The 26,919-nt window shown below is 70.2% G+C and carries 25 protein-coding genes and 1 tRNA gene; 21 read left to right on the top strand and 5 right to left on the bottom strand.

Annotated features, from left to right (window positions below; all coding sequences use genetic code 11):
- Positions 1 to 510 precede the first annotated feature (510 nt).
- Positions 511 to 2,088 (bottom strand): dolichyl-phosphate-mannose--protein mannosyltransferase, encoded by a 1,578-nt coding sequence (locus JKJ07_RS10525; protein WP_202991263.1) that lies wholly within the window; start codon positions 2,086 to 2,088, stop codon positions 511 to 513.
- Between the two features lie 75 nt (positions 2,089 to 2,163).
- Between JKJ07_RS10525 and rsmI the strand changes: the two genes are divergently transcribed.
- Positions 2,164 to 3,009, top strand: coding sequence for a 16S rRNA (cytidine(1402)-2'-O)-methyltransferase (rsmI, locus tag JKJ07_RS10530; RefSeq protein ID WP_202991264.1), 846 nt, complete (start codon positions 2,164 to 2,166; stop codon positions 3,007 to 3,009).
- On the opposite strand, the gene JKJ07_RS10535 is transcribed toward rsmI, so the two are convergent.
- Positions 3,006 to 4,292, bottom strand: a complete 1,287-nt coding sequence (locus JKJ07_RS10535) for a hypothetical protein (RefSeq protein WP_202991265.1) — start codon at positions 4,290 to 4,292, stop codon at positions 3,006 to 3,008. The genes rsmI and JKJ07_RS10535 overlap by 4 nt on opposite strands.
- 193 nt (positions 4,293 to 4,485) lie before the next feature.
- Between JKJ07_RS10535 and metG the strand changes: the two genes are divergently transcribed.
- Positions 4,486 to 6,282: a methionine--tRNA ligase gene (gene metG / locus JKJ07_RS10540; RefSeq protein ID WP_202991266.1), complete on the top strand. Its 1,797-nt coding sequence runs from the start codon at positions 4,486 to 4,488 to the stop codon at positions 6,280 to 6,282.
- A gap of 205 nt (positions 6,283 to 6,487) precedes the next feature.
- A complete protein-coding gene (locus JKJ07_RS10545) occupies positions 6,488 to 7,744 on the top strand; it encodes a PKD domain-containing protein (protein ID WP_202991267.1) in 1,257 nt (418 codons plus the stop codon).
- Positions 7,745 to 7,817: 73 nt separating this feature from the next.
- Here the strand turns inward: JKJ07_RS10545 and JKJ07_RS10550 are convergent, their stop codons facing one another.
- Positions 7,818 to 8,852, bottom strand: a complete 1,035-nt coding sequence (locus tag JKJ07_RS10550) for a hypothetical protein (protein WP_202991268.1) — start codon at positions 8,850 to 8,852, stop codon at positions 7,818 to 7,820.
- Positions 8,853 to 8,920: 68 nt separating this feature from the next.
- On the opposite strand from JKJ07_RS10550, the gene JKJ07_RS10555 reads away from it, so the two are divergent.
- The 7 genes from JKJ07_RS10555 (at position 8,921) to JKJ07_RS10585 (ending at position 15,028) form a co-directional block, all read left to right on the top strand.
- Positions 8,921 to 9,820, top strand: coding sequence for a TatD family hydrolase (locus tag JKJ07_RS10555; RefSeq protein WP_202991269.1), 900 nt, complete (start codon positions 8,921 to 8,923; stop codon positions 9,818 to 9,820).
- Positions 9,821 to 9,851: 31 nt separating this feature from the next.
- Entirely contained in the window at positions 9,852 to 10,739 is an 888-nt protein-coding gene (gene rsmA / locus JKJ07_RS10560) for a 16S rRNA (adenine(1518)-N(6)/adenine(1519)-N(6))-dimethyltransferase RsmA (protein WP_202991270.1), read from the top strand.
- Positions 10,736 to 11,311 carry a Uma2 family endonuclease gene (locus JKJ07_RS10565; protein ID WP_202991271.1) on the top strand — a complete coding sequence of 192 codons (576 nt, stop codon included), beginning with the start codon at positions 10,736 to 10,738 and terminating at the stop codon, positions 11,309 to 11,311. Before rsmA ends, JKJ07_RS10565 begins: the two co-directional genes overlap by 4 nt.
- Positions 11,308 to 12,255, top strand: a complete 948-nt coding sequence (locus JKJ07_RS10570; protein WP_202991272.1) for a 4-(cytidine 5'-diphospho)-2-C-methyl-D-erythritol kinase — start codon at positions 11,308 to 11,310, stop codon at positions 12,253 to 12,255. Before JKJ07_RS10565 ends, JKJ07_RS10570 begins: the two co-directional genes overlap by 4 nt.
- A 7-nt stretch (positions 12,256 to 12,262) precedes the next feature.
- Positions 12,263 to 14,047 carry an ABC-F family ATP-binding cassette domain-containing protein gene (locus tag JKJ07_RS10575; protein ID WP_202991273.1) on the top strand — a complete coding sequence of 595 codons (1,785 nt, stop codon included), beginning with the start codon at positions 12,263 to 12,265 and terminating at the stop codon, positions 14,045 to 14,047.
- A 64-nt stretch (positions 14,048 to 14,111) separates the two neighbouring features.
- Positions 14,112 to 14,588, top strand: a complete 477-nt coding sequence (locus JKJ07_RS10580; RefSeq protein ID WP_236028711.1) for a DUF4383 domain-containing protein — start codon at positions 14,112 to 14,114, stop codon at positions 14,586 to 14,588.
- Positions 14,588 to 15,028, top strand: a complete 441-nt coding sequence (locus JKJ07_RS10585; protein ID WP_202991274.1) for a DUF4383 domain-containing protein — start codon at positions 14,588 to 14,590, stop codon at positions 15,026 to 15,028. Before JKJ07_RS10580 ends, JKJ07_RS10585 begins: the two co-directional genes overlap by 1 nt.
- On the opposite strand, the gene JKJ07_RS10590 is transcribed toward JKJ07_RS10585, so the two are convergent.
- Positions 15,025 to 15,627, bottom strand: coding sequence for a TetR/AcrR family transcriptional regulator (locus JKJ07_RS10590; protein ID WP_236028832.1), 603 nt, complete (start codon positions 15,625 to 15,627; stop codon positions 15,025 to 15,027). The two genes, JKJ07_RS10585 and JKJ07_RS10590, sit on opposite strands and share 4 nt — an antisense overlap.
- A gap of 243 nt (positions 15,628 to 15,870) precedes the next feature.
- Between JKJ07_RS10590 and JKJ07_RS10595 the strand changes: the two genes are divergently transcribed.
- The 11 genes from JKJ07_RS10595 to cysN all read left to right on the top strand — a co-directional run bounded on the left by JKJ07_RS10595 (position 15,871) and on the right by cysN (position 26,016).
- Positions 15,871 to 16,059 carry a hypothetical protein gene (locus tag JKJ07_RS10595; RefSeq protein WP_202991276.1) on the top strand — a complete coding sequence of 63 codons (189 nt, stop codon included), beginning with the start codon at positions 15,871 to 15,873 and terminating at the stop codon, positions 16,057 to 16,059.
- Positions 16,049 to 16,231 carry a hypothetical protein gene (locus JKJ07_RS10600; RefSeq protein WP_202991277.1) on the top strand — a complete coding sequence of 61 codons (183 nt, stop codon included), beginning with the start codon at positions 16,049 to 16,051 and terminating at the stop codon, positions 16,229 to 16,231. Before JKJ07_RS10595 ends, JKJ07_RS10600 begins: the two co-directional genes overlap by 11 nt.
- A 123-nt stretch (positions 16,232 to 16,354) precedes the next feature.
- Positions 16,355 to 16,425, top strand: a tRNA-Gln gene (locus JKJ07_RS10605).
- 66 nt (positions 16,426 to 16,491) lie between these two features.
- Positions 16,492 to 17,952, top strand: coding sequence for a bifunctional UDP-N-acetylglucosamine diphosphorylase/glucosamine-1-phosphate N-acetyltransferase GlmU (gene glmU / locus JKJ07_RS10610; protein WP_202991278.1), 1,461 nt, complete (start codon positions 16,492 to 16,494; stop codon positions 17,950 to 17,952).
- Between the two features lie 223 nt (positions 17,953 to 18,175).
- On the top strand, positions 18,176 to 19,156 hold the full coding sequence (locus JKJ07_RS10615; RefSeq protein ID WP_202991279.1) for a ribose-phosphate diphosphokinase: 981 nt from the start codon (positions 18,176 to 18,178) through the stop codon (positions 19,154 to 19,156).
- Positions 19,157 to 19,540: 384 nt separating this feature from the next.
- A complete protein-coding gene (locus JKJ07_RS10620) occupies positions 19,541 to 20,173 on the top strand; it encodes a 50S ribosomal protein L25/general stress protein Ctc (RefSeq protein WP_202991280.1) in 633 nt (210 codons plus the stop codon).
- An 89-nt stretch (positions 20,174 to 20,262) separates the two neighbouring features.
- Positions 20,263 to 20,850: an aminoacyl-tRNA hydrolase gene (gene pth, locus JKJ07_RS10625; protein ID WP_202991281.1), complete on the top strand. Its 588-nt coding sequence runs from the start codon at positions 20,263 to 20,265 to the stop codon at positions 20,848 to 20,850.
- 140 nt (positions 20,851 to 20,990) lie between these two features.
- Positions 20,991 to 22,838 (top strand): sugar transferase, encoded by a 1,848-nt coding sequence (locus JKJ07_RS10630; RefSeq protein WP_202991282.1) that lies wholly within the window; start codon positions 20,991 to 20,993, stop codon positions 22,836 to 22,838.
- A gap of 23 nt (positions 22,839 to 22,861) precedes the next feature.
- The gene (locus JKJ07_RS10635; protein WP_202991283.1) at positions 22,862 to 23,752 is read left to right on the top strand and encodes a 3'(2'),5'-bisphosphate nucleotidase CysQ; all 891 of its coding nucleotides are present in this window, start codon (positions 22,862 to 22,864) and stop codon (positions 23,750 to 23,752) included.
- Positions 23,753 to 23,806: 54 nt separating this feature from the next.
- Positions 23,807 to 24,718 (top strand): sulfate adenylyltransferase subunit CysD, encoded by a 912-nt coding sequence (cysD, locus tag JKJ07_RS10640; protein WP_202991284.1) that lies wholly within the window; start codon positions 23,807 to 23,809, stop codon positions 24,716 to 24,718.
- Positions 24,718 to 26,016: a sulfate adenylyltransferase subunit CysN gene (gene cysN / locus JKJ07_RS10645; RefSeq protein WP_202991285.1), complete on the top strand. Its 1,299-nt coding sequence runs from the start codon at positions 24,718 to 24,720 to the stop codon at positions 26,014 to 26,016. The genes cysD and cysN overlap by 1 nt, the downstream gene beginning before the upstream one ends.
- On the opposite strand, the gene JKJ07_RS10650 is transcribed toward cysN, so the two are convergent.
- On the bottom strand, positions 26,000 to 26,872 hold the full coding sequence (locus tag JKJ07_RS10650; protein ID WP_202991286.1) for an ATP-binding protein: 873 nt from the start codon (positions 26,870 to 26,872) through the stop codon (positions 26,000 to 26,002). The genes cysN and JKJ07_RS10650 overlap by 17 nt on opposite strands.
- Between the last annotated feature and the right edge of the window lie 47 nt (positions 26,873 to 26,919).

Consider the following 26,919-nt stretch of genomic DNA (forward strand, 5'->3'; position numbering starts at 1 on the left):
CCACCACCCGTGCCGGTCGCACCACTGTGTCCGAGGCGCCCCGCGACTGCCGTGCCTGTGGATAGCCCGCCCGCCCCTGTGGATACCGATCCAGTCGCTCATCGTCACTTGTGGACAACTCCACCCCGTCAGCTTGACTCGGAGTAGGTTCCACCCAACACGTCTCCCGTGGTGGGCGGGGGAGGCGGTGGCCGTACAGCGATCTTGCGAAGTTGATCTCGGCGGTGGCGGTGGCGGTGGCGGTGGCGCATCGGCTGTCTGGCGGATCGGCTATCGGGCGGTAGCGGTCGCCATGGACGGCGGCGACCCCAGCGCGGGGCCGCGAAAGCGCCGGCGGGGGTGATCGTCCCGAGAAGCGACAAGCCAACACGGTCGGCGAGTGCGCCGGGCCGGGAGAGCGGCAAGGCACCGCCCGGGCGGAAAGCACCGGGCCGGGAAAGCGACAAGCCGCCCCGTGGCAACAACCACGACGGCGGCCTGTGCGAGCCGAAGACAGCTAAGGGGCCAGGGTCAGATCCAGCGGCCCCCCAGCCACATCCGCCCCGACCAGCTCTCGTACGGGAGCAGTTGGGCGGTGAAGATCGGGTAGAAGTAGGCGAAGCACACGGCTATCAGCACGATGTAGGCGCCGACCACCACCGTGCCTATCAGTTGGCGGTCGGATCGTGCCTTGCCCTGGGTTATGCCTTCGGGGGGCGTCATGATGGCGCCCAGCACATAGACGACGGCCAGGATCAGGAACGGCAGGGCCGGCAGCGCGTAGAACGAGAACATCGTGCGCCCGTCCTTGACCGCGTAGTAGAACCACGGCAGCAGGCCCGCGACCGCCGGCACCAGGATCGCCCAGGCGCGCCAGTCGCGGCGGGCCAGGCCGAACCAGATCAGGGCGGCCAGGGCGGGCAGGAAGCTCCACCACAGGATCGGCGTGCCGAGCAGCAGGATCTCGCGGGCGCAGCTGGGGGCGCCGCAGTTGCCGCTGTTGTTCCAATAGAAGGCGACCGGACGCCCGAGCAGCAGCCACTGCCACGGCCACGACTGATAGATGTGCCGTTCGGTCAGGCCACTGTGGAACCTGTACGCCTCGTGGTGGTAGTGCCACAGGTTGAGCAGCGCGCCGATCACCGGCGGCTCGCTCATGCCGTTGGCCTCGCGATAGTGGCGGAAGTAGCCGGTGTCGGTGACGAACCAGCCGGTCCACGTGGCCAGGTAGATCACGAACGTGAGGCCGAAGCTGAGGAGCAGCCAGCCGAGGTCGCCGATGATGCCGGCCAGGAACGGGCCCCGGACGCCGGCCGAGCGGCGCGCCTGTGTCCGCCACAGGATGACCAGGGCGGCGAAGAACGGGGCGAAGAACAGCGCGTTCCATTTGACGCCGCAGGCCAGGCCGAACGTGACGCCCGCGACGAGCAGCCACCACGGCACGATGCGGGGCACGGCCGGGGTCTTGGCCGGGTCGAACCCTTTCTCGAGGGCCTTGAGCCACTGGCGTCGATAGTGGTCGCGGTCGAGCACGAGGGCCGCGAACGTGGCCAGGATGAAGGTGCCGAGGAAGATGTCGAGCAGCGACGTGCGCGACAGCACCAGCTGGAAGCCGTCGAGCGTCATCAGCAGGCCGGCCAGCCCGGCCAGCAGCACCGAGTGGAACAGCCGGTACGTCACCCGGATGAGGATCAGGATCATCACGGTGCCGGCCACCGCGGCCGGGAAGCGCCAGCCCAGCTCGGTGTTGCCGAACATCAGCTCGCCGAGGGCGATGAGCCATTTGCCGAGCGGGGGATGCACCACGTACGCCGGGCCGTTGGTCTTCTCGTCCCATTCGACGCCGTGCTGCAGCATGTCCCAGGCGTCGGTCGGGTAATACACCTCGTCGAAGATGTAGCCCTTCGGACTGCTGATCCCGTTGAGCCGCAGGATCGCCGCGATCGTCACGATCAGGGCCGTGACCAGCCACGAGTGCGGGTTCAGCCAGTTGTCGAGCGTCTTGAGCCGCCGCCGCACGATCTCGGGAACCGCCCGTACGCCCCCGGGTTCGGCCGCCGCGGGCTCTTCCGGGGTCAGCTCTGTCTCCGTCGTCGCCGCCGTAGTCACCCCGCGATCGTAGGACCTGCGACTGGGAGGCGGTGCCCGCCGTCACCTCGTCGCGGCGTGTGATGGACTTTCCGGGTGGTTCCCACCAACGAAGGCCGTGTCGTGCTCGTCGGCGCGCCGCTGGGCAACATCGGCGACGCCTCGGCCCGGTTGCGCGAGATATTGGCAAACGCCGATGTAGTGGCGGCCGAGGACACACGCCGGCTGGCTCGTCTGGCGCGCGATCTCGGCGTGACTGTCGGCGGCCGGGTCGTTTCATATTTTGAGGGAAACGACGAACGCCGTACGCCCGAGCTGGTCGAGGCGCTGGCCGGGGGCGCAGTCGTCGCGGTGGTCACCGACGGGGGCATGCCGAGCGTCTCCGATCCGGGGTATCGCCTGGTCCGGGCCGCCCTCGACGCGGGTTTCCCGGTCACGGCGGCGCCCGGGCCGAGCGCGGTCACGACGGCTCTCGCGCTCTCGGGCCTGCCCAGTGACCGCTTCGTCTTCGAGGGCTTCCTTCCCCGTACGGGGTCCAACCGCCGATCGCGCCTGCGGGAGCTCGCGGCCGAGCCCCGCACGCTGGTCTTCTTCGAGGCGCCGCATCGCATCGCGGGCATGCTGGCCGACGTGGCGGCCACGTTCGGCGACGAGCGGCTCGCCGTGGTCTGCCGGGAGCTGACCAAGACGTACGAGGAGATCCGGCGCGACACCGCGGCCGAGCTCGCCGCCTGGGCCCAGCGGGAGGAGCCGCGCGGCGAGATTACGGTGGTGGTGGGTGGTGCCCCGGCCCGCCCGGCCGAGCGACCGCCGGACGACGACCTGCGCGCGGCGGTCGCGGCCCGGGAGGCGGCCGGATCGTCGCGGCGGGACGCCATCCAGGCCGTCGCCGACGAGTTCGGGATCAAGAAGCGCGAGGTGTACGCGCTGGTGCACGGCTAGTACGCGGCGGCCAGGAAGCCGGCCAGCAGGGCAAGCGGGCCGGCCAGGCTGAGCAGCACGGCGCCGCGCCGGGCCCGGGCCGTCTCGAGCCGCCGCGCCTTGGTCACTCCCGCGATCGCGTAGCCACACAGCAGCACCAGCGCGAACCCGAGCAGCCAGCGCAGCTGCAGCAGGGCGCCGGTCCCGCCCACGTACGCCTGGCGGCTGTCCGGGCTGACCATGCGTGCGGGCGTGACCGTGCCGGCCAGCCGGGCTTGCCCCTCGACCCCGAGCAGCCGCACCTGCGTGATCGTGTAGCGGCCGTCGGCCGACGCGAACCGCCCGGCGCACCGCTGAGTCACGCCGTCGCCGGTGCACTGGGTCGTGGTGACGTAGCCCTGGTCGCCGTGCCCGACCGCCAGCCAGAACGGCTCCGCGCTGACCCAGGCGAAGAACGCCGCCACCAGGCCGAGCGCCACCAGCGAGACCTGGGCCGAGAGCGGCCGCCCGGACGGCTTGGCCCGGGCCCGGCCGGTGCCCCGATGGCGGGCCCGGGTGAGCGCCGGCGGGGGCTCCTCGCCCGGCTTGACCTCGATCGTGTCGTCGACCGGGTCGCGCCAGAAGGCCGAGTTCTCGAGCCGTTGCAGGCGGGCGTCGGTGGCCGGGGTGCCGGTCGGCGGGGGCAGCGGCTCGGTGGGACGCGTCCGCGGGCTGCCCGCCTGACGCGGCCGCATCGGCATCGGGTGGTCGAGCGGCACGGTCGGGCGGTGGTGCAGGCTCGGCTCGGGCAGCACCATGACGTCGTCCGGCGGCGGCGTGACCTCGGCCTTTGGCCTCGGCCGGGGCGAGGCGGCCGGGGCTTCGGGTGCAGCCGTCGGGGCGTCGACCGATGGTGGGGCCGGCGGGGCGTCGACCGATGGTGGGGCGTCGACCGATGGTGGGGCGTCGACCGATGGTGGGGCGTCGGCGGCCACCGTCTCGGGTGATTTTCGCGCCGTGTGCCCGGCGGCGGGCCGCAGCGGCGTGTAGCGGTGCGGGTCCGGCTGGTCGTGGTCGCGCTCGACGGCCGCCGGGGGCTTCGCGGCGACGGGCGCGAGCTCCTCCTCGGTGTCCTGGACCCCGGCCTCATGCCCCTCGGCCGCCTCGCCGGTGCGGGGCGCCGCGGCCGGCGGCACCAGCACGCCGGTGCTGCCCGCGGCCTGTTCGGCGCCGGCCTTCGTCGGCTCCGGCGGCCAGCGCCGGGCGGGGGCGTCGGCCGGGCGGTCGGTCTCGCCGCGCCACCAGGCGGCGTCGGGATCGGGCAACGCCCACGGGTCGGACCCGCTGCGAGGCGTTTCCCCAGGTTGTGGCGAGTCTCCGGGCACGGGTCCATTGGACTACGCGGGCGCGCGGGGGAGCACGTTTTGAATCGGGCGTGTCGTGATAAATAGGGATCTCGCCGAGGGCGGAGCGAATCCGTTCGCGGCGGACCCCGGCCGCTCACTACGCTTGTACCCCATGAGTCACGTTCTCGCCGCGGTTGCCTGGCCCTATGCCAACGGCCCGCGCCACATCGGTCATGTCTCCGGCTTCGGGGTGCCCTCCGACGTTTTCAGCCGGTACATGCGCATGGCCGGCCACGACGTGCTCATGGTCTCGGGAACTGATGAGCACGGCACGCCGATCCAGGTGCAGGCCGACGCCGAGGGCGTGACCGCCCGCGAGCTCGCCGATCGGTACAACCGCGTCATCGTCGAGGACCTGCACGGTCTCGGCCTGTCCTACGACCTGTTCACCCGCACCACCACGCGCAACCACTACGCCGTGGTGCAGGAGCTGTTCACCGCGCTCGAGCGCAACGGATACATCGTCAAGCGCACGACGCTGGGCGCCCGGTCGCCGTCGACCGGCCGCACCCTGCCCGACCGTTACATCGAGGGCACTTGCCCGATCTGCGGTTACGACAGCGCGCGCGGCGACCAGTGCGACAACTGCGGCAACCAGCTCGACCCCGAGCAGCTCATCAACCCGCGCTCCAAGATCAATGGGGAGACGCCGGAGTTCGTCGAGACCGAGCACTTCTTCCTCGACCTGCCCGCGTTCGCCGAGGCCATCGGCAACTGGCTCGACCAGCGGGAGAACTGGCGGCCCAACGTCCTGAAGTTCTCGCGCAACCTGCTCGACGACCTGCAGCCCCGGGCCATCACCCGTGACCTCGAGTGGGGCGTGCCGATCCCGCTCGACGGCTGGCGCGACCGCAACGACAAGCGGATCTACGTCTGGTTCGACGCCGTGATCGGTTATCTCTCGGCCTCGATCGAGTGGGCCCGCCGCTCCGGCGACCCCGAGGCGTGGCGCGAGTGGTGGTCGGCCGACGCGCAGGGCAAGGACGCCCGGGGTTACTACTTCATGGGCAAGGACAACATCGTCTTCCACTCGGTGATCTGGCCGGCGCTGCTGCTCGGCTATTCCGGCGAGGGCGACAAGGGCGGCGAGCCGGGCGAGCTGGGCCGGCTCAACCTGCCGACCGAGGTGGTCTCGAGCGAGTTCCTGACGATGGAGGGCAAGAAGTTCTCCTCCTCGCGGCGGGTCGTCATCTACGTGCGCGACTTCCTGGAGCGCTACGACGCCGACGCCCTGCGCTACTTCATCGCGGTCGCCGGTCCCGAGTCCAACGACACCGACTTCACCTGGGCCGAGTTCGTGCGGCGCAACAACGACGAGCTGGTCGCCGGCTGGGGCAACCTGGTCAACCGCTCGATCTCGATGGCCGCCAAGAATTTCGGCGCCATCCCCGAGGCGGTCGACCTGACCCCCGAGGACGAGGCGCTGCTGGCGGTGGCAAAGGCCGGCTTCGCCACGGTCGGCGAGCTGATCGGCAAGCACCGGCAGAAGGCCGCGATCGGCGAGGCGATGAAGGTCGTCGCCGAGGCCAACAAATATCTGTCGGAGCAGGCCCCGTGGAAGCTCAAGTCCGAGGAGGAAAAGCCGCGCCAGGGCACCGTCCTGGCAGTTGCGCTTCAGGTCGTCAGCGACGCCAATACGCTGCTGACGCCATTCCTGCCGCATTCCGCGCAAAAGGTGTTCGAGCTGCTCGGCGGCGAGGGCGTGCACGCGCCGATGCCGCGTATCGAGGAGGTCGAGGATCTGGACGGCGGCCCCGGTTACCCGGTGCTCACGGGCGATTACGCGGTCGGCGCCCGCTGGGAGTCTGTGCCATTGGTCACAGGCACCCCGTTGGCCGCTCCCAAACCCGTCTTCCGCAAGCTCGAGCCCGCGGTCATCGAAGAGGAGTTGGCTCGTCTAGCAGGGTGACTTGGTTCCATTGATGAGGCTCATTGGCACTAACGGTGCTAATGAGCCTCATCCTTTTATCGGATTGATCGATGAGGAGAAGATCCGGTAGCTTCTGTGCTCCACGGGGGAACACCAGCGTTACATCGATACGGCTTCGTTCTGTCCTGGCCGGGTCGATAGTGCCCCCTTCGTGAGGTTTTACCCCCCTCGAAGGAGCATTTCCTTGAAGACTCGCCTCTCGCGCCCGCTGCTCGCGGCCGTGATCAGCGGTGCCCTGGCCAGCGGCCTCGCGGCCGCGCCGGCACTGGCTGAGCCGCCGCCGCTGCCCGGCGCGACCGAGCTGCCGCCCGCGACCACGCCTCCGGTCACGCCGCCGACCACGCCCGACACGTCGCCGCCGCCGGTCACGACTCCGCCGCCGCCGGCCACCACGCCGCCGGCCACGACTCCGCCGGCCACCACGCCGCCCGCGACGACTCCGCCGGCCACCACGCCGCCGGTCTCGCCGCCGGTCACCACGCCGCCGCCGGCCGCTGACACGAAGGCGCCCTCGGGCGCTTTCAGCCTGAACCGCTGGTCGATCTGGACCGGCCAGTCGGTCACGATCACCATTGTCGGCGTCGCCGACAACGTGAGCGCCGGCCCCCAGATCACGCGCGTGGTCACCTGGGGTGACGGCACGACGCAGACCCTGCACCACACCGCGAAGAACGTGTCGCACACGTACAAGTCGAACGGCAAGAAGCCGATCACGCTGACGCTGACCGACGCCGCGGGCAACAAGAAGGTCGCCAAGTCGGTCGGCCCGACCGTCTCGTCCCCGGCGCTGAAGTACAAGCTGAACAAGTCGTCGGTCTGGGCCGGCGAGAAGTTCGTCTGGGAGATCACCTCGGTGCCCGCCGGCACGAAGAAGATCTCGGTCGCCTGGGGTGACGGTCGTTCGTCGATCCTGCCGATCAAGAAGCAGAAGGTCACGCGCTACTACTTCGCGACTCCGGGCAACGCACCCGTGCCCCCGGGCGTGAAGCAGCTCAAGGCGTACCTGGTCAACGGGTATGGCGCGGCCACCCCGATCAACGTCGGCAAGGTGACGCTGAAGCGGGACACCTCGCGTCCGGTCCTCCGGGTCACCCCGCCCTCGAAGGCGAACAAGGCCTCGTCGTGGAAGGCCGTCAAGGGCACCGCGACCGACACCGGCTCCGGCGTCAAGGAGATCGCGATCGTGGCCATGGTGGCCAAGAGCGCCACCACGGTCGTCTGCTGGTCGCCGCGGTGGAAGAAGTGGCTCAACGCCAACACGTTCACCCCCGACTCCTGCTTCGTCGTGGTGAAGCCCTCCAAGGGCAAGTTCTCGCTCGCTCTCAAGAACACGCCCAAGGGTTACCTGGGCATCATCGGCGTGGCCGGTGACTGGGCGGGCAACGCCAGTGCGACTGCCTCGGCCGCCGACCCGTTCGTGTACGAGCGCATGCTCAGCTGATCTGACGGCAGAGCACAGCGAAGCCGGCGTCACCCCGGGAGGGTGGCGCCGGCTTCGGCGTTTCGAAGAGCGGTTACAGCGCGTACGGGATGTCGGCGATGTGGTGGTCGAGGAGCTCGCCCACCGGCGCCCAGGACTCGTAGACGCCCCGCTCGTAGCAGCGGGCGCCCGTGGCCGACAGCGAGTCGTTGTCGGGCCGCACCAGCCGCAGCCGCGCCCAGGCCTCGTCGCGCTGCAGCACCCAGCACGGGATCCCGCGCCACAGGGCCTGCTCGGCCCGCCGGCTCAGGGTCGACACCGGATAGCGGGCCGCGCGGGTCAGCGCCCGCACGCGGAACTCCTCGGGCGGGTCGGCGACCGCCTCGTATTCCTTGCCCTTGATCTGCCCGACCAGCTTCGCCGAGCCGGTCGTGGTGCAGGGCACGTATTCGCGGTCGGGGCTCACACCAGGAAGGTGGTCGAGCAGGCCGCGCCAGCGGGGGCCGGCCAGCCGCAGCCAGCCGTTCTGCTCCGGCTGGTACGTGTAGAGGATGACCTCCTCGCCGCCCGGCACGTGCGCGATGATCTGCGAGTTGGCCGGGATCGGCAGATCGGCGAACCCGGCCGTGATGTATTCGGGGATCAGCTCGTCGGTGCTCGGCGTGAAGCCGGTGCCGAGGATCATCGCGCCGATCCGTTGATGCGACTGGATCAAGGCCAGGCCGGGCTGCGCCGGGCCGCCCGGCACCTCGTAGTCGAGGGGATCCACGGCCCGCCAGCGCAGCGCGTACGCCACCTCGGAGTCGGTCACGCCGTCGGTGCCGAGCAGGGCCAGGTCGCGCGGGTCGGTCAGGTGCGCCAGGTCGCAGGCGCGGTAGCAGAACCCGTACGGGAGCCAGCCGCCGAGATGGCCGGAGACCTGGGCCGGAGAGAGGATCTTGGTCATGCGGGTGCCGCGTCGCACGGCCGCCGTCGCCCGGATCTGCCGCAGCATCGGCTCGTCGCGATAGTTGGCCGACTGGCTCATCTGTTGAACCTGCGCCCAGCCGAGGTCGCGCCGGAGCGGGGCGGATAGCGGGGGCTCGAGCGGATCAGTGTCGATCACGCTGTCCTCGCCGGTCACGGTCACGGTCGGAAACTAGACAACAGCGGTGGACCTCAGGTGAACAAACAGTGGCCTACAGGTTGAAGTGCAGAATGTCTCACATGCCATCGTCACCATCGGAATCCCGCCGCGAGAAGGCACGTCGCCGAGCCGGCGAGTTCCCCGCCGAGCCCGAGCCGCTCGCCGTCGGCGTCTTCGACAGCCACACCCACCTCGACCTGACGATTCAGGAGGCGGGGGTGCCCGGGGGCGAGGCCGCCGACCCGGTCGAGGCGCTGCTGACCGCCGCGGCGAAGGCCGGCGTCGACCGGGTCGTGCAGGTCGGGGTGGACGAGGCGTCCTCGCGTTGGGGGGCCGAGCTGGCCGCCCGGCACTCGTCGGTGCTGGCCGCGGTGGCGCTGCACCCGAACGAGGCACCGCTGCTGTCCGATCTGGACGGCTCGCTGCGGGCGATCGAGGCGCTGGCGGCCGAGCCCCGGGTGCGCGGCGTGGGGGAGACCGGTCTCGACACATTCCGTACTCCGGAGGAGGGCCGGGCGGCGCAGGAGGCGAGCTTCCGGGCGCACATCGCCATCGCCAAGCGCCACGGCAAGGCCCTGATCATCCACGACCGCGACGCCCACCAGGACGTGCTCCGGGTGCTCGACTCCGAGGGCGCGCCGGAGACGGTCGTGATGCACTGCTTCTCCGGCGACGCCGGCTTCGCGGCCGAGTGCGTACGGCGGGGCTTTTATCTCAGTTTCGCGGGGACGGTGACCTTCGCCAGCGCCGGCAGCCTGCGCGAGGCGGCGGCCCTGACCCCGCGCGAGCAGATCATGGTCGAGACCGACGCGCCCTACCTGACGCCCGTCCCGCACCGGGGCCGGCCCAACGCGTCCTATCTGATCCCGCTGACCGTGCGCGCACTGGCCGAGACCCGGGGCGACGACGTCGACGAGCTGTGCGCCGCGATCTCGGCCAACGGCGAGCGGGTCTTCGGCCCTTGGCGCTAGGCGCTTCCGCCCCCGGCTAGGCTTGCAGGTCATGGCTGACGCACTTCTCGGCCCGGCGGAGATCCGGGAACTGGCGGCCCGGCTCGGCGTGGCCCCCACGAAGAAGCTCGGCCAGAACTTCCTGCACGATCCGAACACCATCCGGCGCATCGTGACCGCGGCCGGCCTTGTGCCCGGCGACGTCGCGCTCGAGGTCGGGCCCGGGCTCGGCTCGCTCACGCTGGGCCTGGCCGGGGCGGTGCGGCACGTGCACGCCGTCGAGATCGACCCCCGGCTCGCCGCGGCGCTGCCCGAGACGGTCACGGCCGCGCACCTGAGCGTGCACAACGCCGACGCCCTGCACGTCCGCGGCGCCGACTTCGATCCCGCGCCCACGATGCTGGTGGCCAACCTGCCCTACAACGTGGCCGTGCCCGTCGTGCTGCACCTGCTGGCCGAGCTCCCCACGCTGCGCGGCGGCCTGGTCATGGTGCAGAAAGAGGTGGCCGACCGGCTCGTCGCGGGTCCCGGTTCCAAGGTGTACGGGGTGCCCTCGGTCAAGCTGGCCTGGTATGCGGAGGCCCGCTCGGCCGGCAAGGTCCCGCCCGCGGTCTTCTGGCCGGTGCCCAATGTGGATTCGGGGCTGGTCGCCTTCACCCGGCGCACCCCTCCGGGTGACATCGACCGGGCGGCGGTCTTCGCGGTGGTCGACGCCGCCTTCGCCCAGCGCCGCAAGACCCTGCGGGCGGCCCTCGCGGGCTGGGCCGGCGGCGCCGCCCGGGCCGAGGAGCTGCTGGTCGCGGCCGGAATCAGCCCGCAGGCCCGAGGCGAGTCGCTCACCGTGCACCAGTTCGTGGCGATCGCGGCCGCGGCCAAACTGTCGCCCGGCGGCGGTAAGCTCAGCCCGTCCGATAAGCAGCCCGAGGAGGTGGACTCATGACCGCGCAGCCGGCAGCCCCCGCCGGGTGGTCGCCTGACCCGATCAGGCAGCGCCGGGCCGACCACCTGCTCGAGGATGTTCTTTCCCTCCCCGACGACGCCCCCCGCGTCGAGCTCCGTGACGGAGTCATGATCGTGGTCCCCTCACCGACGCTCGGCCACCAGAACATTGGAAACCTCCTGTGGCTGTGGTTCCGGCAGAACGCGCCGGGAGAGTTCACCGCGGGCACCGCAGTAGGTGTGGCCGTGACTCTGCAGGACAGCCTGGAGCCGGACGTCCTGCTCCTTCATCAGCCCGTAAATATGAGCAACCACTTCTTTCTGCCCACGCAGGTCGCCATCGCTGTCGAGATCGTCTCGCCCGGCACGAAACGCCGGGACCGGTTCGACAAGCCCTCCGAATATGCGGCGCTGGGCATCCCCCATTTCTGGCGTATCGAACAGGGCCCGATCCACGTGCATGCGTACGACCTTGTCAACGACAGGTACGAGCCCGCTGGTGACTCGGACACCGAGCTGGTGCTGAATGCCCCGTTCGAGATCAAGCTGCCGATTCGGGACATCACTCCGTGACCGAAGCCTGGGGACCGGACGACGACGAGCCGCGCCGGCACCATGGACCGGTCCGGGTCCGGGTGCCTGCGAAGATCAATCTGCATCTCGGTGTGGGTCCGTTGCGGGAGGACGGGTTCCACGAGCTGAACACCGTCTATCACGCGATCAGCCTGTTCGACGAGATCACCGCCCGGGCGGGTGACACCCTCACCCTGACCATGGAGGGCGAGGGCACCGGCACGCTCGCGCTCGACGAGAGCAATCTGATCATCCGGGCCGCCCGCGCGCTCGCGGCTCGCGCCCGCGTGCCGGCCTACGCCCGGCTGCACCTGCGCAAGACGATCCCGCTCGCGGGCGGGCTGGCCGGGGGCAGCGCTGACGCCGCGGCCACCCTGCTCGCCTGCGACCTGCTGTGGGGCACCGGCCTCACGCGCGAGGAACTGGCCGAGGTGGGCGCCACGCTCGGCTCCGACGTGCCGTTCCTGCTGCACGGGGGCACCGCCCTGGGCACGGGCCACGGCGAGGCGATCAGTCCGATCCTGGCCCGGCCGACCACGTGGCACTGGGTGGTCGCGATAGCCGACGGCGGCCTGTCCACCCCCGAGGTCTATCGCAAGCTCGACGAGCTGCGCGACGGGTCCTGGCCGCCCAAGGCGCTGGGCGACGCCGACGAGCTGATGGCCGCCCTGCGCCAGCGCGACCCCGAGGTGCTCGGTGCCGCGCTCGGCAACGACCTGCAGCCGGCCGCCCTCGCGCTGCGGCCCGAGCTGGCCGACGTGCTCAAGTGCGGCAGCGAGGCGGGCGCGGTCACCGGGCTCGTCTCCGGCTCCGGCCCCACCTGTGTGTTCCTGGCCACCGACGCGGCGCACGCGGGCCGGGTCGCGGCCGGGCTGAACGCGGCCGGGGTGTGCCGCGAGGCGGTCACCGCCCGGGGCCCGATGCCCGGCGCGCGGGTAACGTAGAGCCATCGTGGCGAACATCATCAACCTGGACCGGGTCAACAAGGGTTACGGCGCCGCCGGTCAGCTGCTCACCGACGTCTCTCTCGGGCTCGACGACGACGCCCGCATCGGCATCGTCGGCCTCAACGGCGCCGGCAAGTCGACCCTCCTGCGGCTGCTGGCCAAGAGCGAGGAGCCCGACTCGGGCCGGGTCACCCATCGGCGCGACCTGCGGGTCGCCACCCTGCCCCAGACCTTCAACCTGGCCGCCGAGCTGACCGTGCGCGACGTCGTGCTCGGCACGGCCTGGCTGGCCGAGGGCATGGGGGCCGAGCACGAGTGGGCCGGTGACGCCGGGGTGCGCGCCATCCTCGACGGTCTCGGCATGCCCCACCTGGGCCTCGACACCCCGGTCGGCCCGATGTCGGGTGGCGAGCGCCGCCGGGTGGCGCTCGCGGCCCTGCTCGTACGGGAAAGCGATCTTTTGATCCTCGACGAGCCGACCAACCACCTCGATGTGGCCGGTGTCGACTGGCTCGCCCGCCACCTGCTGACCCGGCGCGGCGCGCTGATCGTCGTCACGCACGACCGCTGGTTCCTCGACGCCGTCTGCACCGCCACGTGGGAGGTCGTCGACGAGCAGGTCCACGCCTATGAGGGCGGCTATGCGGCCTGGACGCTGTCGCGGGCCGAGCGTCAGCGGGTGGCCGCCGTCGTCGAGGCCCGCCGGCAGAATCTGCTCCGTAAGGAGATCGCCTGGCTGCGCCGCGGCCCGCCCGCCCGCACCTCCAAGCCCCAGTTCCGCATCGACGCGGCGAACGCCCTGATCGCCGACGTGCCCCCGGTGCGTGACAAGGTCAGCCTGCAGCGCCTGGCCACCTCGCGCCTGGGCAAGCAGGTCTACGACCTCGAGGACGTCAAGCTGCAGGCTGGGCCCAAGACGATCTTCGAGGGGCTGACCTGGCAGGTGGGTCCGGGTGACCGGTTCGCCATCCTGGGCGCCAACGGGGCCGGCAAGACCACCCTGCTGCGGCTGCTGGCCGGGGTCACCACGCCCGACGGCGGCCGCCTGGTCACCGGCTCGACCGTGCGCGCGGCGTTCCTGTCGCAGGAGCTCAAGGAGCTGCCCGGCGACCTGCGCCTGCTCGAGGCGGTCGAAGAGGTGGCCAAGCGGGTCAAGCTGGGCGACCGCGAGCTCTCCGCGGGTCAGCTGGCCGAGGTGTTCGGCTTCACCGACAAGCGCATCTGGACCCCGGTCAGCGATCTCTCGGGTGGCGAGCGGCGCCGGTTGCAGCTGTTGCGCCTGCTGGCCACCGAGCCCAACGTGCTGCTGCTCGACGAGCCGACCAACGACCTCGACACCGACACGCTGGCCGCGCTCGAGGACCTGCTCGACTCGTGGCCGGGCACGATGATCGTCGCCAGCCACGACCGTTACCTGGTCGAGCGGGTCACCGACACGGCGTACGGGATGTTCGGCGACGGTCGCCTCGTGCACCTGCCCGGCGGCATCGACGAATACCTCGCGCGCGCTTCGTCCGGCCAGGAGCAGACCCTTTCCCCCGTACGGGAGGAGAAGCCCGGCCTGTCCGCGGGTGACCTGCGCCAGGCCCGCAAGGATCTGACCCGGCTCGAGCGGCAGATCGCCAAGCTCGACGAGCGCGAAGTCAAGATCAACGAGAAGCTGGCCCAGCATGGCAGCGACTACGACAAGATCATGGAGCTGGACGCGCAGCTCAAGGCCGTACGGCAGGAGCGGGCCGAGGTCGAGGAGGCCTGGCTGGAGCTGGCCGAGCAGGTGCCCGGAAACTGATCCGGGGGGTGTGCCTGCGCCGCTTGGGGGCAATACGCGAGAATCGGCGGGACAACACCTGACCTTGGAGACGGACACCATGGCGCACACCCCGGTCAACCACCCGCTACGGCCTCTCTATCGCGCGCTCAGCCTCATCGCGGGCGCGTACCTGGTCGTCTTCGGCGTGATCGGCATGATTCAGACGTCCGGCGAGAGCTTTACCGGCGTGACCGGCGTGCGGGTCCTCGGCCAGGAGAGCAACATGCTGTGGTCGATCCTCGCGCTGATCGTCGGCATCGTCGTGGTCGCCGCGGGCGCGATGGGCCGCAACCTCGACGTCGCGGCGGGCAAATACCTCGGCTGGACCCTGCTGGTGATCGGCAGCTACGAGCTGGCCACCAACCGCACCGACGCCAACCTCTTCGGTTTCAGCATGGCCACCGTCGTGGTGACGTATCTGGTCGGTCTGATCCTCATCCTGTCCAGCCTGTACGGCAAGGTCGCGCCGCAGTCCCAGGCCGGCGCGCCGCGGCAGGTGCGGGAGGGCCGGCCCGCCTGATGGCGCACTACCCCCTCAACCACCCCCTGCGTCCCCTCTATCGCACGCTCGCCTTCCTCGCCGCGGCCTACCTGACGCTCTTCGGCGCCATCGGCCTCGGCGTGACGGCGGGTGACCCGTTCTTCCACCGCGGCGCCGACTGGGTGCTCGGGCTGCGCACCAATCCGGCCACGGCCTGGGTCAGCCTGCTGCTGGGCCTGGCGCTGCTGGTCGCCGTGGTGGTCGGCCGCAACCTCTATCACCAGGTCACGCTCGTGCTGGGCTGGGTGCTGGCGGGGCTCGCCATGATCGTCATGGCCGTCCTCCAGACCGACGCCAACGTCCTCAACTTCTCGATGATCAACGTTGTGGTGCTGGCCGGGCTCGGACTGGTCGTCATCACCGCCGGCCTCTACGGCAAGATCGGCGACTCGGCCGACGCCCCGCAGGTCGCCCGCTAGCGCGTCTTCCTGGTCAGCAGGGTGGGCTTCGCCTCGAGGTGGGACAGGCCGTTCCACGCCAGGTTGACCAGGTGGGCGGCGACTGTCTCCTTCTTGGGCTTGCGCGCCTCCCGCCACCACTGGCCGACCAGCGCCACCATGCCCACCAGCGCCTGCGAATAGAGCTCGGCCAGCTTGGGGTCGAGCCCGCGCGCCTTGAACTCGGCGCCCAGGATGTGCTCGACCTGGTGGGCCACGTCGTTCATCACGCTCGAGAACGTGCCCGCGGGCGACAGCACCGGCGACTCGCGGGCCAGCACCCGGAAGCCGTGCGGCTCCTCCTCGATATAGCCGAGCAGCGCCAGCGCCGCCTGCTCGAGCAGCTCGCGCGGGTGCCCGGCAGTCAGCGCGGCGGCGATCCGGTCGAGCAGGGCGCGGACCTCGCGGTCGACGACCACCGCGTAGAGGCCCTCCTTGCCGCCGAAGTGCTCGTAGACCACCGGCTTGGACACCTTGGCCCGGGCGGCGACCTCTTCCACGCTGGTCGCGTCGAAGCCCCGTTCGGCGAAGAGCTGACGGCCGATCGCGATCAACTGCTCACGGCGCTGCGCGGCCGACATGCGGACCCGGGGGGTTGTCGCGGGTCGCGTGCGTCGCTGTCGGCCCGTGGCGCCGTCTGGATCCGTCACCCGGCCATCTTGCCAGCTCTGTCCTGATCCCATCGCCCCGCAACGGTGATCACGCCGTGGGCAGCTTCGCGCTGTTTCAGGCGATTGAAGGTGGCACATCTACAGACTTACAACCCGGCGTCTCGATGTGCTTATGTAGGTACATGGTGATGAACGACGTCATGGGGTGGCGTAATGATGACTCCAGATGAACGAGACAGGGCGCAGCTCAAGCGGATGGAGTTCTTCGAGCAGTCCGAGAATGACCGCCTGATGATTCAGCGCTATCGCGAGAACGAGTGGTTCTACATCGACAGGCTGGTGGACGTTGCCCGTAATATCGGGAGACTAGACGAGCGACTAGGGGATAGCGATGAATCTTGAAGAGGTTCGTGCTCAGTTGCATGAGCACGCCCGCCAGTCTCAGGAAGAAACAGCCCAGATCTACGACCGGCTAGCTGCGATGGCCCGTCGCCAAGGTGATGAGCGGGCGGCGCTCGGCTACGAACGAGAAGCTGCGCAGGAGCGGGCCAAGCCCTTGCCGAACGCGGCCTGACGCCTCTTCTCCGGTGAGCCCCTGCCGTGTGCTGCGGTGAGGGCTCACCGCCGAAACGGGTTGACCCGGTGCCGCTAAGATGTGACCGGTGGGCATGGCCCGTGAGGGAGATGTCCGTGATGGTCCCGGATCGTCTAATGGTAGGACCGCGGCTTTTGGTGCCGTTTATAGGGGTTCGAATCCTCTTCCGGGAGCAGTCTGTCTGCGGCTGAGTCGTCGCCGCCTCTTCTGAGTGACCGCTGCGAACACTGGAGTACCGCGTGAGTCAGGCCCCTCGTCGTACCGTCGTCGTCCTCGCTGCCGGAGAGGGCAAGCGGATGAAGTCCGCCACGCCCAAGGTGCTGCACCCCATGCTCGGGCGCACGCTGCTCGGGCACGTGCTCACCGCCTCGGGTTCGGCCGGCGCCGAGCAGACGATCGTGGTAGTGGGGCACAAGGCCGACCAGGTCGAGGCCCACCTGGCCGAGGTCGCGCCGGCCGCCACGCCGGTGCTGCAGGCCCAGCAGAACGGCACCGGTCACGCCGTCCGGATCGCGCTCGAGGCCGTGACCGAGACGGCCGGCACCGTGGTCGTGCTCAACGGTGACGTGCCGCTGCTGCGGGCCGAGACGGTGGCGAGCCTGATCGAGGCGCACGAGTCGGGCGCGCGCGGCGCGACGGTGCTGGCGGCCGAGGTCGCCAACCCGACCGGCCTGGGCCGGATCGTGCGGGACGGCGCCGGCAACCTCGAGAAGATCGTCGAGGAGCGGGACGCGTCGGCCGAGGTGCGGGCGATCCGCGAGATCAACGCCGGCATCTACGCGTTCGACCTGGTGTCGCTGCGCGAGGCGCTCTCGAAGCTGTCGACCGACAACGACCAGGGCGAGGAATACCTGACCGACGTCTTCGGGATCATGGCCGCGGTGGGTCACCCGGTCGGGGTCTTCGTGGCGCCGGACGCCGACGAGACGCTGGGCTGCAACGACCGGGCCGAGCTGGCCAAGCTGCGGGCGCTGCTGCGCGACCGGGTCAACGAGGCCTGGATGCGTACGGGCGTCTCGATCCTCGACCCGTCGACCACCTGGATCGACGTCACTGTGGCGCTGGAGCCGGACGCCGAGATCGACCAGAACTCGCAGCTGCTGGGCTCGACCACGGTCGGCGCGGGCGCGATCGTCGGGCCGGACACGACGCTGATCGACAGCACGGTCGGCGCGGGCGCGGTGGTGCTGCGGACGCACTCGATCGGCGCCGAGATCGGGCCGGAGGCGACCGTCGGGCCGTTCTCGTTCCTGCGCCCGGGCACGCGACTCGGTCGCAAGGCCAAGGTCGGCGGCTTCGTCGAGACCAAGAACGCCGAGCTGGGCGACGGCGCGAAGGTGCCGCATCTGTCGTATGTGGGCGACGCCTCGATCGGGGCCAAGGCCAACATCGGCGCCGGCACGATCTTCGCCAACTACGACGGCGTCAACAAGCACCGCACCACGGTGGGCGAGGCCGCGTTCGTCGGCTCCGACACCGTGCTCATCGCGCCGGTCGAGATCGAGCCGGGGGCGTACGTAGCCGCCGGCAGCGCCATCCAGAAGGGCGTGCCCGCGGGCAGCCTCGGCGTGACGCGGGCGCCGCAACGCAACGTCGAGGGCTGGGTCGCGCGCAAGCGGGCCGGCACGGTCTCGGCTGCCGCGGCCGAGAAGGCGATCGCCAAGAAGGCCGAAGGCGGCGAGGTAACCAGCGCGGAGTGACGGGTTGGGGTTAGCTGGAGGTGGACGCAAGGCCACTGCCGGGTATCCGACAGCGGCGTGCCGAGGCCGATGGCCGGTGGGGTGACCGTCCCTGAGCTGGAATGTTCCGGCGGGGGTGAGGCATCCCACGCGGTGGCCTCGGAACGTGGCGGCGGAGTAGCCGCGGGGGATACTTCACTCCGATTGATCCCCACCCCCTCGATCCAACGGGAGTAGCGAGCCGATGGGCAGCATCGTCGCGGAGAACCGTAAGTCTCTGATGCTTTTCTCCGGCCGGGGTTTTCCGGAGCTGGCCGACGAGATCGGCCAGGTGCTCGGCGTGGCCCCGACCCCCGCCGACTCGTACGAGTTCGCCAACGGGGAGATCTTCGTCCGCTTCAAGGACTCCGTTCGCGGGTCGGACGCGTTCGTCGTGCAGTCGGTGACCGAGGGCGTGAACCGCTGGGTCATGGAGACCCTGATCATGATCGATGCCCTGAAGCGGGGCTCGGCCAAGCGGATCACCGTCGTGCTGCCGTTCTATCCGTACGCGCGGCAGGACAAGAAGCATCGCGGCCGCGAGCCGATCTCGGCCCGGCTGGTGGCCGACCTGCTCAAGACGGCGGGGGCCAACCGCATCCTCACGGTCGACCTGCACACCGCGCAGATCCAGGGCTTCTTCGACGGCCCGGTCGACCACCTGTTCGCGATGGACATCCTGGCCGAGCACGTGCAGAAGAAGTACGCCGGCCGCCCGATGACCGTGGTCGCGCCCGACTCGGGGCGCGTGCGCGTGGCCGAGCGGTGGACCGACCGGCTGGGCGGCTGCCCACTGGCGTTCATCCACAAGACCCGTGACCCGCTCAAGCCCAACCAGGTCGTCGCCAACCGCGTGGTCGGCGAGGTCGAGGGCCGGGTCTGCCTGATCGTCGACGACATGATCGACACCGGCGGCACGATCACCAAGGCGGCCGACATCCTCTGGGAGGAGGGCGCGGCCGACGTGATCGTGGCCTCGACCCACGCGCTGCTCTCCGACCCGGCGACCGAGCGCCTCAAGAACAGCCGGATCAGCGAGCTGGTGGTGACGAACACGCTGCCGCTGCCGCCCGAGAAGCGGCTCGACAAGATCACCGTGTTGTCGATCGCGCCGCTGCTGGCCCGCGCGATCCGCGAGGTCTTCGACGACGGCTCGGTCACGACCCTGTTCGGCGGTCTGAGCTAAGGCGGCGGGGAAAAGCAGCAAAAACTGCGTCGTTGTCGGTTTTCAACCGCCTCAACGCGGAGATTCTTCGATGCAAGTTGCATCGGGAGGGTGAAGTTTTCGCGGAGTGCCCGAGCGGGCCGGACCCGCTGAGTCGTGCGTGCGCGCAGCAGGTAAGCTAGTGCGGTTGCCACGGCGAGGGTGCCCCGCGGTCTGCTGAGGTTCGCAGCCGCTCGGGGGCACCGTGATCGACGCGGTGCTCCGGGCCTGTGCCCAGCGCGCCCCCTTGCCCGGCAGCGCCGACGACGGCCTCCAGCACCGACGGCGGCCGATTTCCACACACTGCCGGACCGTACGCACGCCGACTTAGTCGCAGCCCGATCGAAGAGTTTCAGGAGTTTCCCCGTGTCCGAGGTAAAGATCAGCGCCGAGCCCCGCACCGAGTTCGGCAAGGGTGGTGCCCGCCGCACGCGCCGGGCCGGTTTGGTGCCCGCCGTGCTTTACGGCCACGGCGAGAAGCCGCAGCACATCGCGCTGCCGGCCCGTGAGTTCGCGGCCGCGATCCGGCACGGTGGGCTCAACCAGGTTTTCACCATCGACATCAACGGCGCGTCCGGCACCACGCTGGCGCTGCCCAAGGCCATCCAGCGTGACCCGATCAAGGACACGTACGAGCACGTCGACCTGATCATCGTCAAGCGTGGCGAGAAGGTCCAGGTCGACGTCCCCGTGACGCTGGTCGGCGAGGCCGCCCGCAACACCCTGGTCGTCAGCGAGTCGACCACCCTGGCCGTCGTCGCCGAGGCCATGCACCTGCCCTCCGGCTTCGAGGTCTCGATCGAGGGCCTCGAGGCGGGCGCTCAGGTCACCGCGGCCGACGTCACGCTGCCGAGCGGCAGTGAGCTGGCCGTCGAGCCCGACTTCGTGCTCGCGCTCATCTCGCAGGCGCAGACCGCCGAGCAGATGGAGGGCGACACCGCCGAGGGTGGCGACGAGGCCGCCGAGGGTGGCGACGAGGCTGCTTCCACCGAGGAGTAAGAGTCCTCGCCTAGTCGGCGTACGAGCAGTGACCGGGGAAAGTGCCATGCGGGCACTTTCCCCGGCTTCGTGTCTGGAGGGGAACGGCAGTGAGCGACGAGTCGCCATGGCTGGTGGTCGGGCTCGGTAACCCGGGCAAGGAGTACGCCGGCAACCGGCACAACGTGGGCTTCATGGTGGCCGACCTGCTGGCGTCCCGGGTGGGTGCGAAGTTCGGCCGGGCCAAGCGCGCCCACACCGAGGTCGCCGAGGGGCGGCTTGGCTTCGGAGGCCCCAAGCTCGTGCTGCTCAAGCCGCTGACCTACATGAACCTGTCCGGCGCGCCTGTGGTCTCGCTCGCACAGTTCTTCAAAGTGCCGGTAGAGAACGTGATTGCCGTGCACGATGAGTTGGATGTGCCTTTCGGGCAGATACGAGCCAAGCGTGGCGGTGGTGAGGGTGGCCACAACGGCCTGCGGTCCATGTCGAAGTCCCTGGCGAGCAAGGAGTACGCCCGGGTCCGCTTCGGTGTCGGCCGCCCGCCGGGGCGGCAGGATCCGGCCGACTTCGTGCTCTCCGACTTCTCCGGCTCCGAGCGCAAGGAGCTGGAGTTTCTCGTCGACCGGGCGGCCGACGTAGTCGAGGCGATCGTGCTCGAGGGCGTGGAGTGGGCGCAGAACAAATACCACGGCGGTTGATTTAGCGGGGTCGAACAAATAGATCGTTTGGGCGGTTTTGTCCGTCTACCGATCCCGTGACGCTCTCGACCGTACGACCGTTGGTCAGACGTATGCACCGATTCGGTGCGGAATGACCGGCGGGATGGGGGAGGTGCGGAATGCGGCGGGACCTGTCCGCGACGGAGGCGGTGCTGGCCCAGCCGACGGTGCTGCTGCCGGCGATTCGACCGGTGCGGCCACCTGTGCATCCGCCCGAGGGCTACGGCCGGTCGAATCATCCACCGGCCAACCAGGGCCCGCGGCGCTCGAAGATCCCGGCGCCGGTGATCCCGCTGAGCCCGCCGCCGGCTGGCGCGGGCACCACGGGAGCCGCGCTGAAGGATGCGGCCACGACGACGACGCGCCCGAACGCGGGGCCGCCGATCACCCAGGAGCGGCCGGACAACGCGCCGCCGCTGGTGACCCGGGGCAAGAAGGACCCGGCGCGCAACCAGGCGATCGACCGGCACTGGTCCGAGCGCCCCAGCCGATCGGCGGCGGCCCGCCCCGCGACCCGGCCCTTCGTCCGCGTCCGGGGCCGGCACGCGGCCATGTCGAGGCGGCAGCGCTGGGAGCGCAGCTACGTCCGCTCGCTCGTGCTGTGCGACCTGATCGCGGCCACCGCGGCCGGCGCGGCGACCTTCGGACTCCGGTTCGGCGACGAGGTGACCAGCTACAACCTCGCGTACATGATTCTGTCGGCGCTGCTTCCGGCGCTGCTGCTGGCCGTGCTCGCGGTCGCCCGGGCGTACGAGCGCAGGTATCTCTTCGTCGGCACGGACGAGTATCAGCGGGTGCTCCGGGGCGGGGTCGGCCTGATCGCCGGGGTGTCCGTGGTGTCGTACGGGCTCGATCTTGATCTGGCCCGGGGCTATGTGCTGGCCGCTCTCCCGGCGGCGATCGTCTCGTCAGTGGTGCTGCGGTTCGCGCTGCGCAAACGGCTGCACGTGACCCGGTCGCGGGGCGAGAGCATGCGCCGGGTGATCCTGGTCGGGCACGAGCTCTCGGTCATCGGCATGACCCGTCAGCTGCGGCGGGAGCGCTATCACGGGCTCGAGGTGGTCGGCGCCTGCCTGCCGCCGGGGCACGACGGCGTGGGCGTCGGCGGGCCGCAGGGCCTGACCGTCTACGGCACGTTCGAGGACGTCGCGGGCGCGGTCGAGCAGGCCGACGCCGACACCGTGGTCGTGCTGAGCTGCCCCGAGCTCGACGGCGAGGCCGTACGCCGGCTGGCCTGGCGGCTGGAACGCGACGAGATCGACCTCGTGGTCGCGAGCGCGCTGGTCGACGTGGCGGGGGCTCGGACGACGATCCGGCCGTTCGACGGGCTGCCCATGCTGCACGTCGAGCACCCGCGCCTGCACGGCGGATCGCGGCTGGTCAAGGAGGCCTTCGACCGGCTCGGCGCCCTCGGCCTGTTGATGATCTTCGGGCCGCTGCTGCTGGGCGTCGCACTGGCTGTGCGGTGCACGTCGCGGGGGCCGGTACTCTTTCGTCAGGTGCGGGTCGGTCGGGACGGTCGATTGTTCCGCATCTTCAAGTTCCGGAGCATGTATGTGGATGCCGAGGCGCGGCTGGCCGAGCTGCGGCATCTGAACGAGCACGACGGCGTGCTCTTCAAGATCCGTGACGATCCGCGGGTGACCCGGGTCGGGCGGTATCTGCGCCGGTTCTCGCTGGACGAGCTGCCGCAGCTGCTCAACGTGCTGCTGGGGCAGATGTCGCTGGTCGGACCGCGGCCGCCGCTGCCGTCCGAGGTGGCGGCGTACGCCGACGACGTGCGGCGCCGGCTCGCCGTCAAGCCGGGCATGACGGGCCTGTGGCAGGTATCCGGACGTTCGGATCTGCCGTGGGAGGAAGCGGTCCGCTTGGACCTGCGCTATGTGGAGAACTGGACCCTCAGTTTGGATCTGGTGATCCTGTTGCGCACCATGACCGCAGTGGTGCGCTCCTCCGGAGCGTACTGACGGCGTAGAGGAGCGGCTGAGCTATGGGCGAGCGGACAGAGACGTCGGCGCGCGTGAACTCCCAGCGGGAGAGCAGTGACGGCGGTGTCCCGCCGGTGAACGACGCGGGCTTCGCCCGCTGGCTGGCCGACCGCGCGGGGCAGATTCTGCTTCAGGTGCGCGACGAGATGGGCTTCGCCGACGGCAAGGCCCTCAAGGCGGCCGGCGACAAGGCCGCGCACCACCTGATGCGCGCCGAGCTGGCCCGCTGGCGCCCGGCCGACGCGGTGCTCTCCGAGGAGGACGACCACGCCCGCGACGCGTGGCTCGAGGGCGAGAACACGACCGTAAGGCCCGAGCGCCTCAGCTCGTCCCGCGTGTGGATCATCGACCCGCTCGACGGCACCCGCGAGTTCTCCGAGGAGGGCCGGGCCGACTGGGCCGTGCACGTCGCGCTCTGGACGGCCGACTGCTCGAGCCCGTCCTGCCTGTCCGCGGGCGCGGTCGCGATGCCGGCTCAGCACCGTACGATCGCCACCGACCACTCCCCGGCGTACCCGCCCCTGCCGTTGAACGCGGCGATCGGTGGCCCGATCCGCATCGCCGCCAGCCGCACCCGGCCGCCGGCCTTCGTCACCGCCCTGGCCGAGGAGATCGGGGCCGAGCTGGTGCCCATGGGCTCGGCCGGTGTGAAGATCGCGGCAGTGATCAACGGCGATGCCGACGCGTACGTGCACGCCGGTGGCCAGTACGAATGGGATTCGGCCGCGCCGGTCGCTGTGGCATTGGCCACTGGCCTGCACGCTAGCCGAATCGACGGTTCTGAGCTGAAATACAACGAGGCCGACCCTAAGTTGCCGGACCTGGTGGTGTGCCGTAAGGATCTCGCTCCTCGGTTGCTTGCAGCGTTGCAGCGTCACCTTCCGTCAGAATGACGGTTCCCTTTTAGTGCAACCCCGCAATCCCCCGGAGAGGTCTGGAGCCTGCCGATGACCCAGACGAAGCCGTACCGCGTCTCGCATCTCGATGCGCTCGAAGCCGAGAGCATTTTTGTGATGCGCGAGGTCATGGCCGAATTCGAGCGTCCCGTCCTGCTCTTCTCGGGCGGCAAGGACTCGATCGTGATGCTGCGTCTCGCCGAGAAGGCGTTCGCCCCCGCGCGCATCCCGTTCCCAGTCATGCACGTCGACACCGGCCACAACTTCGCCGAGGTGCTCGAATATCGCGACCAGCGGGTCGCCACGCTCGGGCTCAACCTGGTGGTGGCCAGCGTGCAGGAGGCGATCGACAGCGGTCACGTGCGGGAGCTGCCCGACGGCACCCGCAACCGGATCCAGACCCCGGTGCTGCTGGCCGCCGTCGAGAAGTACCGCTTCGACGCGCTGTTCGGCGGCGCCCGGCGCGACGAGGAGAAGGCCCGCGCCAAGGAGCGCATGTTCAGCTTCCGCGACGAGTTCGGCCAGTGGGACCCGAAGAACCAGCGCCCCGAGCTGTGGGCGCTCTACAACGGGCGGCACCACCCCGGCGAATCGATCCGCGTCTTCCCGCTGTCGAACTGGACCGAGCTCGACGTCTGGCACTACATCGCCAAGGAGCGCATCCCGCTGCCGAGCATCTACTACGCGCACGACCGTGAGGTCGTCGAGCGCAACGGGATGTTCTACGCGGTCAACGAGTTCATCCGGCTCCGCGACGGCGAGACCTCCGAGGTCCGCCGGGTGCGTTACCGCACGGTGGGCGACGCCTCGCAGACCGCCGCCGTGCTCTCCGAGGCCGACACGGTGGAGAAGGTGATCGACGAGGTCGCCGCCACCCGGATCACCGAGCGGGGCGCGACCCGCGGTGACGACAAGGTCAGCGAGGCCGCGATGGAAGACCGCAAGCGAGAGGGTTACTTCTGATGAGTCAGGCCGTTCTTGAGCACGAGACGGCGCCCTCCGCGCGCATGGACCTGCTGCGGTTCGCCACCGCGGGCAGCGTCGACGACGGCAAGTCGACCCTGATCGGCCGGCTGCTCTACGACACCAAGACGATCTTCGCCGACCAGCTGGAGGCGGTCGAGGCGGCCAGCGCGTCCCGCGGCGACGAATACACCAACCTGGCGCTGCTCACCGACGGCCTGCGGGCCGAGCGCGAGCAGGGCATCACGATCGACGTGGCCTACCGCTACTTCGCGACGCCCAAGCGCAAGTTCATCATCGCCGACACCCCGGGGCACATTCAGTACACCCGGAACATGGTCACCGGCGCCTCCACCGCCGACCTGGCGCTGATCCTGGTCGACGCGCGTAAGGGCCTCGTCGAGCAGTCCCGCCGGCACGCGTTCCTCACGTCGCTGCTGCGGGTGCCCCACCTGGTGCTCTGCATCAACAAGATGGACCTGGTCGACTGGGACAAGGCGGTCTACGACAAGATCGCCGACGAGTTCACCTCGTTCGCGGCCAAGCTCGAGATCGGCGACCTGACGATCATTCCGGTCTCCGCGCTGAACGGCGACAACATCGCCTCCCGCAGCGAGAACAGCCCGTGGTACGACGGGCCGTCGCTGCTGCACCACCTCGAGCACGTGCACATCGCCAGCGACCGCAACCTGGTCGACGTGCGGTTCCCGGTGCAATACGTGATCCGTCCCCAGTCGACGACGGTGACCGACTATCGCGGTTACGCCGGTCAGGTCGCCTCGGGCGTGCTCAAGCCGGGTGACGAGGTGATGGTGCTGCCGTCCGGCATGACCAGCACGATCGCCGGCATCGACACCGCCGACGGCCCGGTCGACGAGGCGTTCCCGCCCATGTCGGTCACCGTGCGGCTCAACGACGAGATCGACATCTCGCGCGGCGACATGATCTGCCGGCCGCACAATGCGCCGGCGGTCGCGCAGGACGTCGAGGCGATGGTCTGCTGGATGGACGAGTCGGCCCCGCTGCGGGTCGGCGCCAAATACGCCATCAAGCACACCACCCGCTCGGCCCGTACGGTGGTCCGTGGCCTGCAGTATCGGCTCGACGTCAACACCCTGCACCGCGACGAGCAGGCGGACGGGCTTCAGCTCAACGAGATCGGCCGGGTGCGGCTGCGCACCACCGTGCCGCTGCTCGCCGACGAGTATCGCCGCAACCGCACGACGGGCGGCTTCATCCTCGTCGACGAGGGCACCAACCGTACGGTGGGCGCCGGCATGATCATCGAGGCCCAGTAGGGCGCTCGTTGCGCACGCTCGACGGCAGTCGCGGAGAGTCGTTCCGGGGCTGCCGTCGCGCCTTCTCCAGCCGCGGCTGCATGGTCGCCCAGACCACCTTCCCCGTACGGGTGGGAAGCGTGCCCCACGCGACCGCCAGTGCACTGACCACCTGCAGCCCCCGCCCGCGCTCGTCGAGCGGGTGATCCCGGCGTACCCGGCTCAGTTTGATCCGATGCGGCGGCGCGGCGACCCCGTCGGCCACGCTCAGGTGAATGCCCGCGCCCCGCAGGCTGACCACGACCGTCATCTCGGTGCGGGCGTGCTCGATCGCGTTGTTGACCAGCTCGCTCATCACCGACCGGCTCGGGTGCAGCAGCTCGACCCGTTCCCAGGCCAGGCACGCGTCGCTGACCAGGTTGCGGGCCAGGCTGGGGGCCTCGGGCTCGGGGCCCAGGGTCAGCATGAGCCGCTCGGTCAGCGGCAATCGGCTCGCGATGGCCACCCGGGCCTGGCGCACCCTGGCATAGACGGGCAGATAGTGCCGGGCGCCCAGGCGCTGCATCCGGTCGGCCAGCGGCAGCTCGGGCGGGATGCACAGGGCCAGCTGCACCGGCGGTGTCATGGCGGCCGCGGTGCGCTGGGCCGCCATCCACGTGGGCGCGCTGGCCGCGGCGGGGTCGTCGAGTTCGGACAGGTCGACGATGAGCGCCTCGGGGTGCTCGGCCAGGCACTTGTTGATCCGTTCGGTGGCGAGCTTCCACAGCGTGCGGTCCCACCGGCCACGGATGGTGAGAAGCACGACCGATGCGTCGACATCGCTCTCGAGGTGCATCGCGGGCTGCTCAGCCGGCAGACACGCTGCGCGCGGGTACATGCCGCCACGGTAATCGCGAACGCAGATCCTTTAGCCCTCGCTTAGCT

The sequence above is a fragment of the Paractinoplanes lichenicola genome (assembly GCF_016785085.1).
In the GTDB taxonomy this organism is placed as follows: domain Bacteria; phylum Actinomycetota; class Actinomycetes; order Mycobacteriales; family Micromonosporaceae; genus Actinoplanes; species Actinoplanes lichenicola.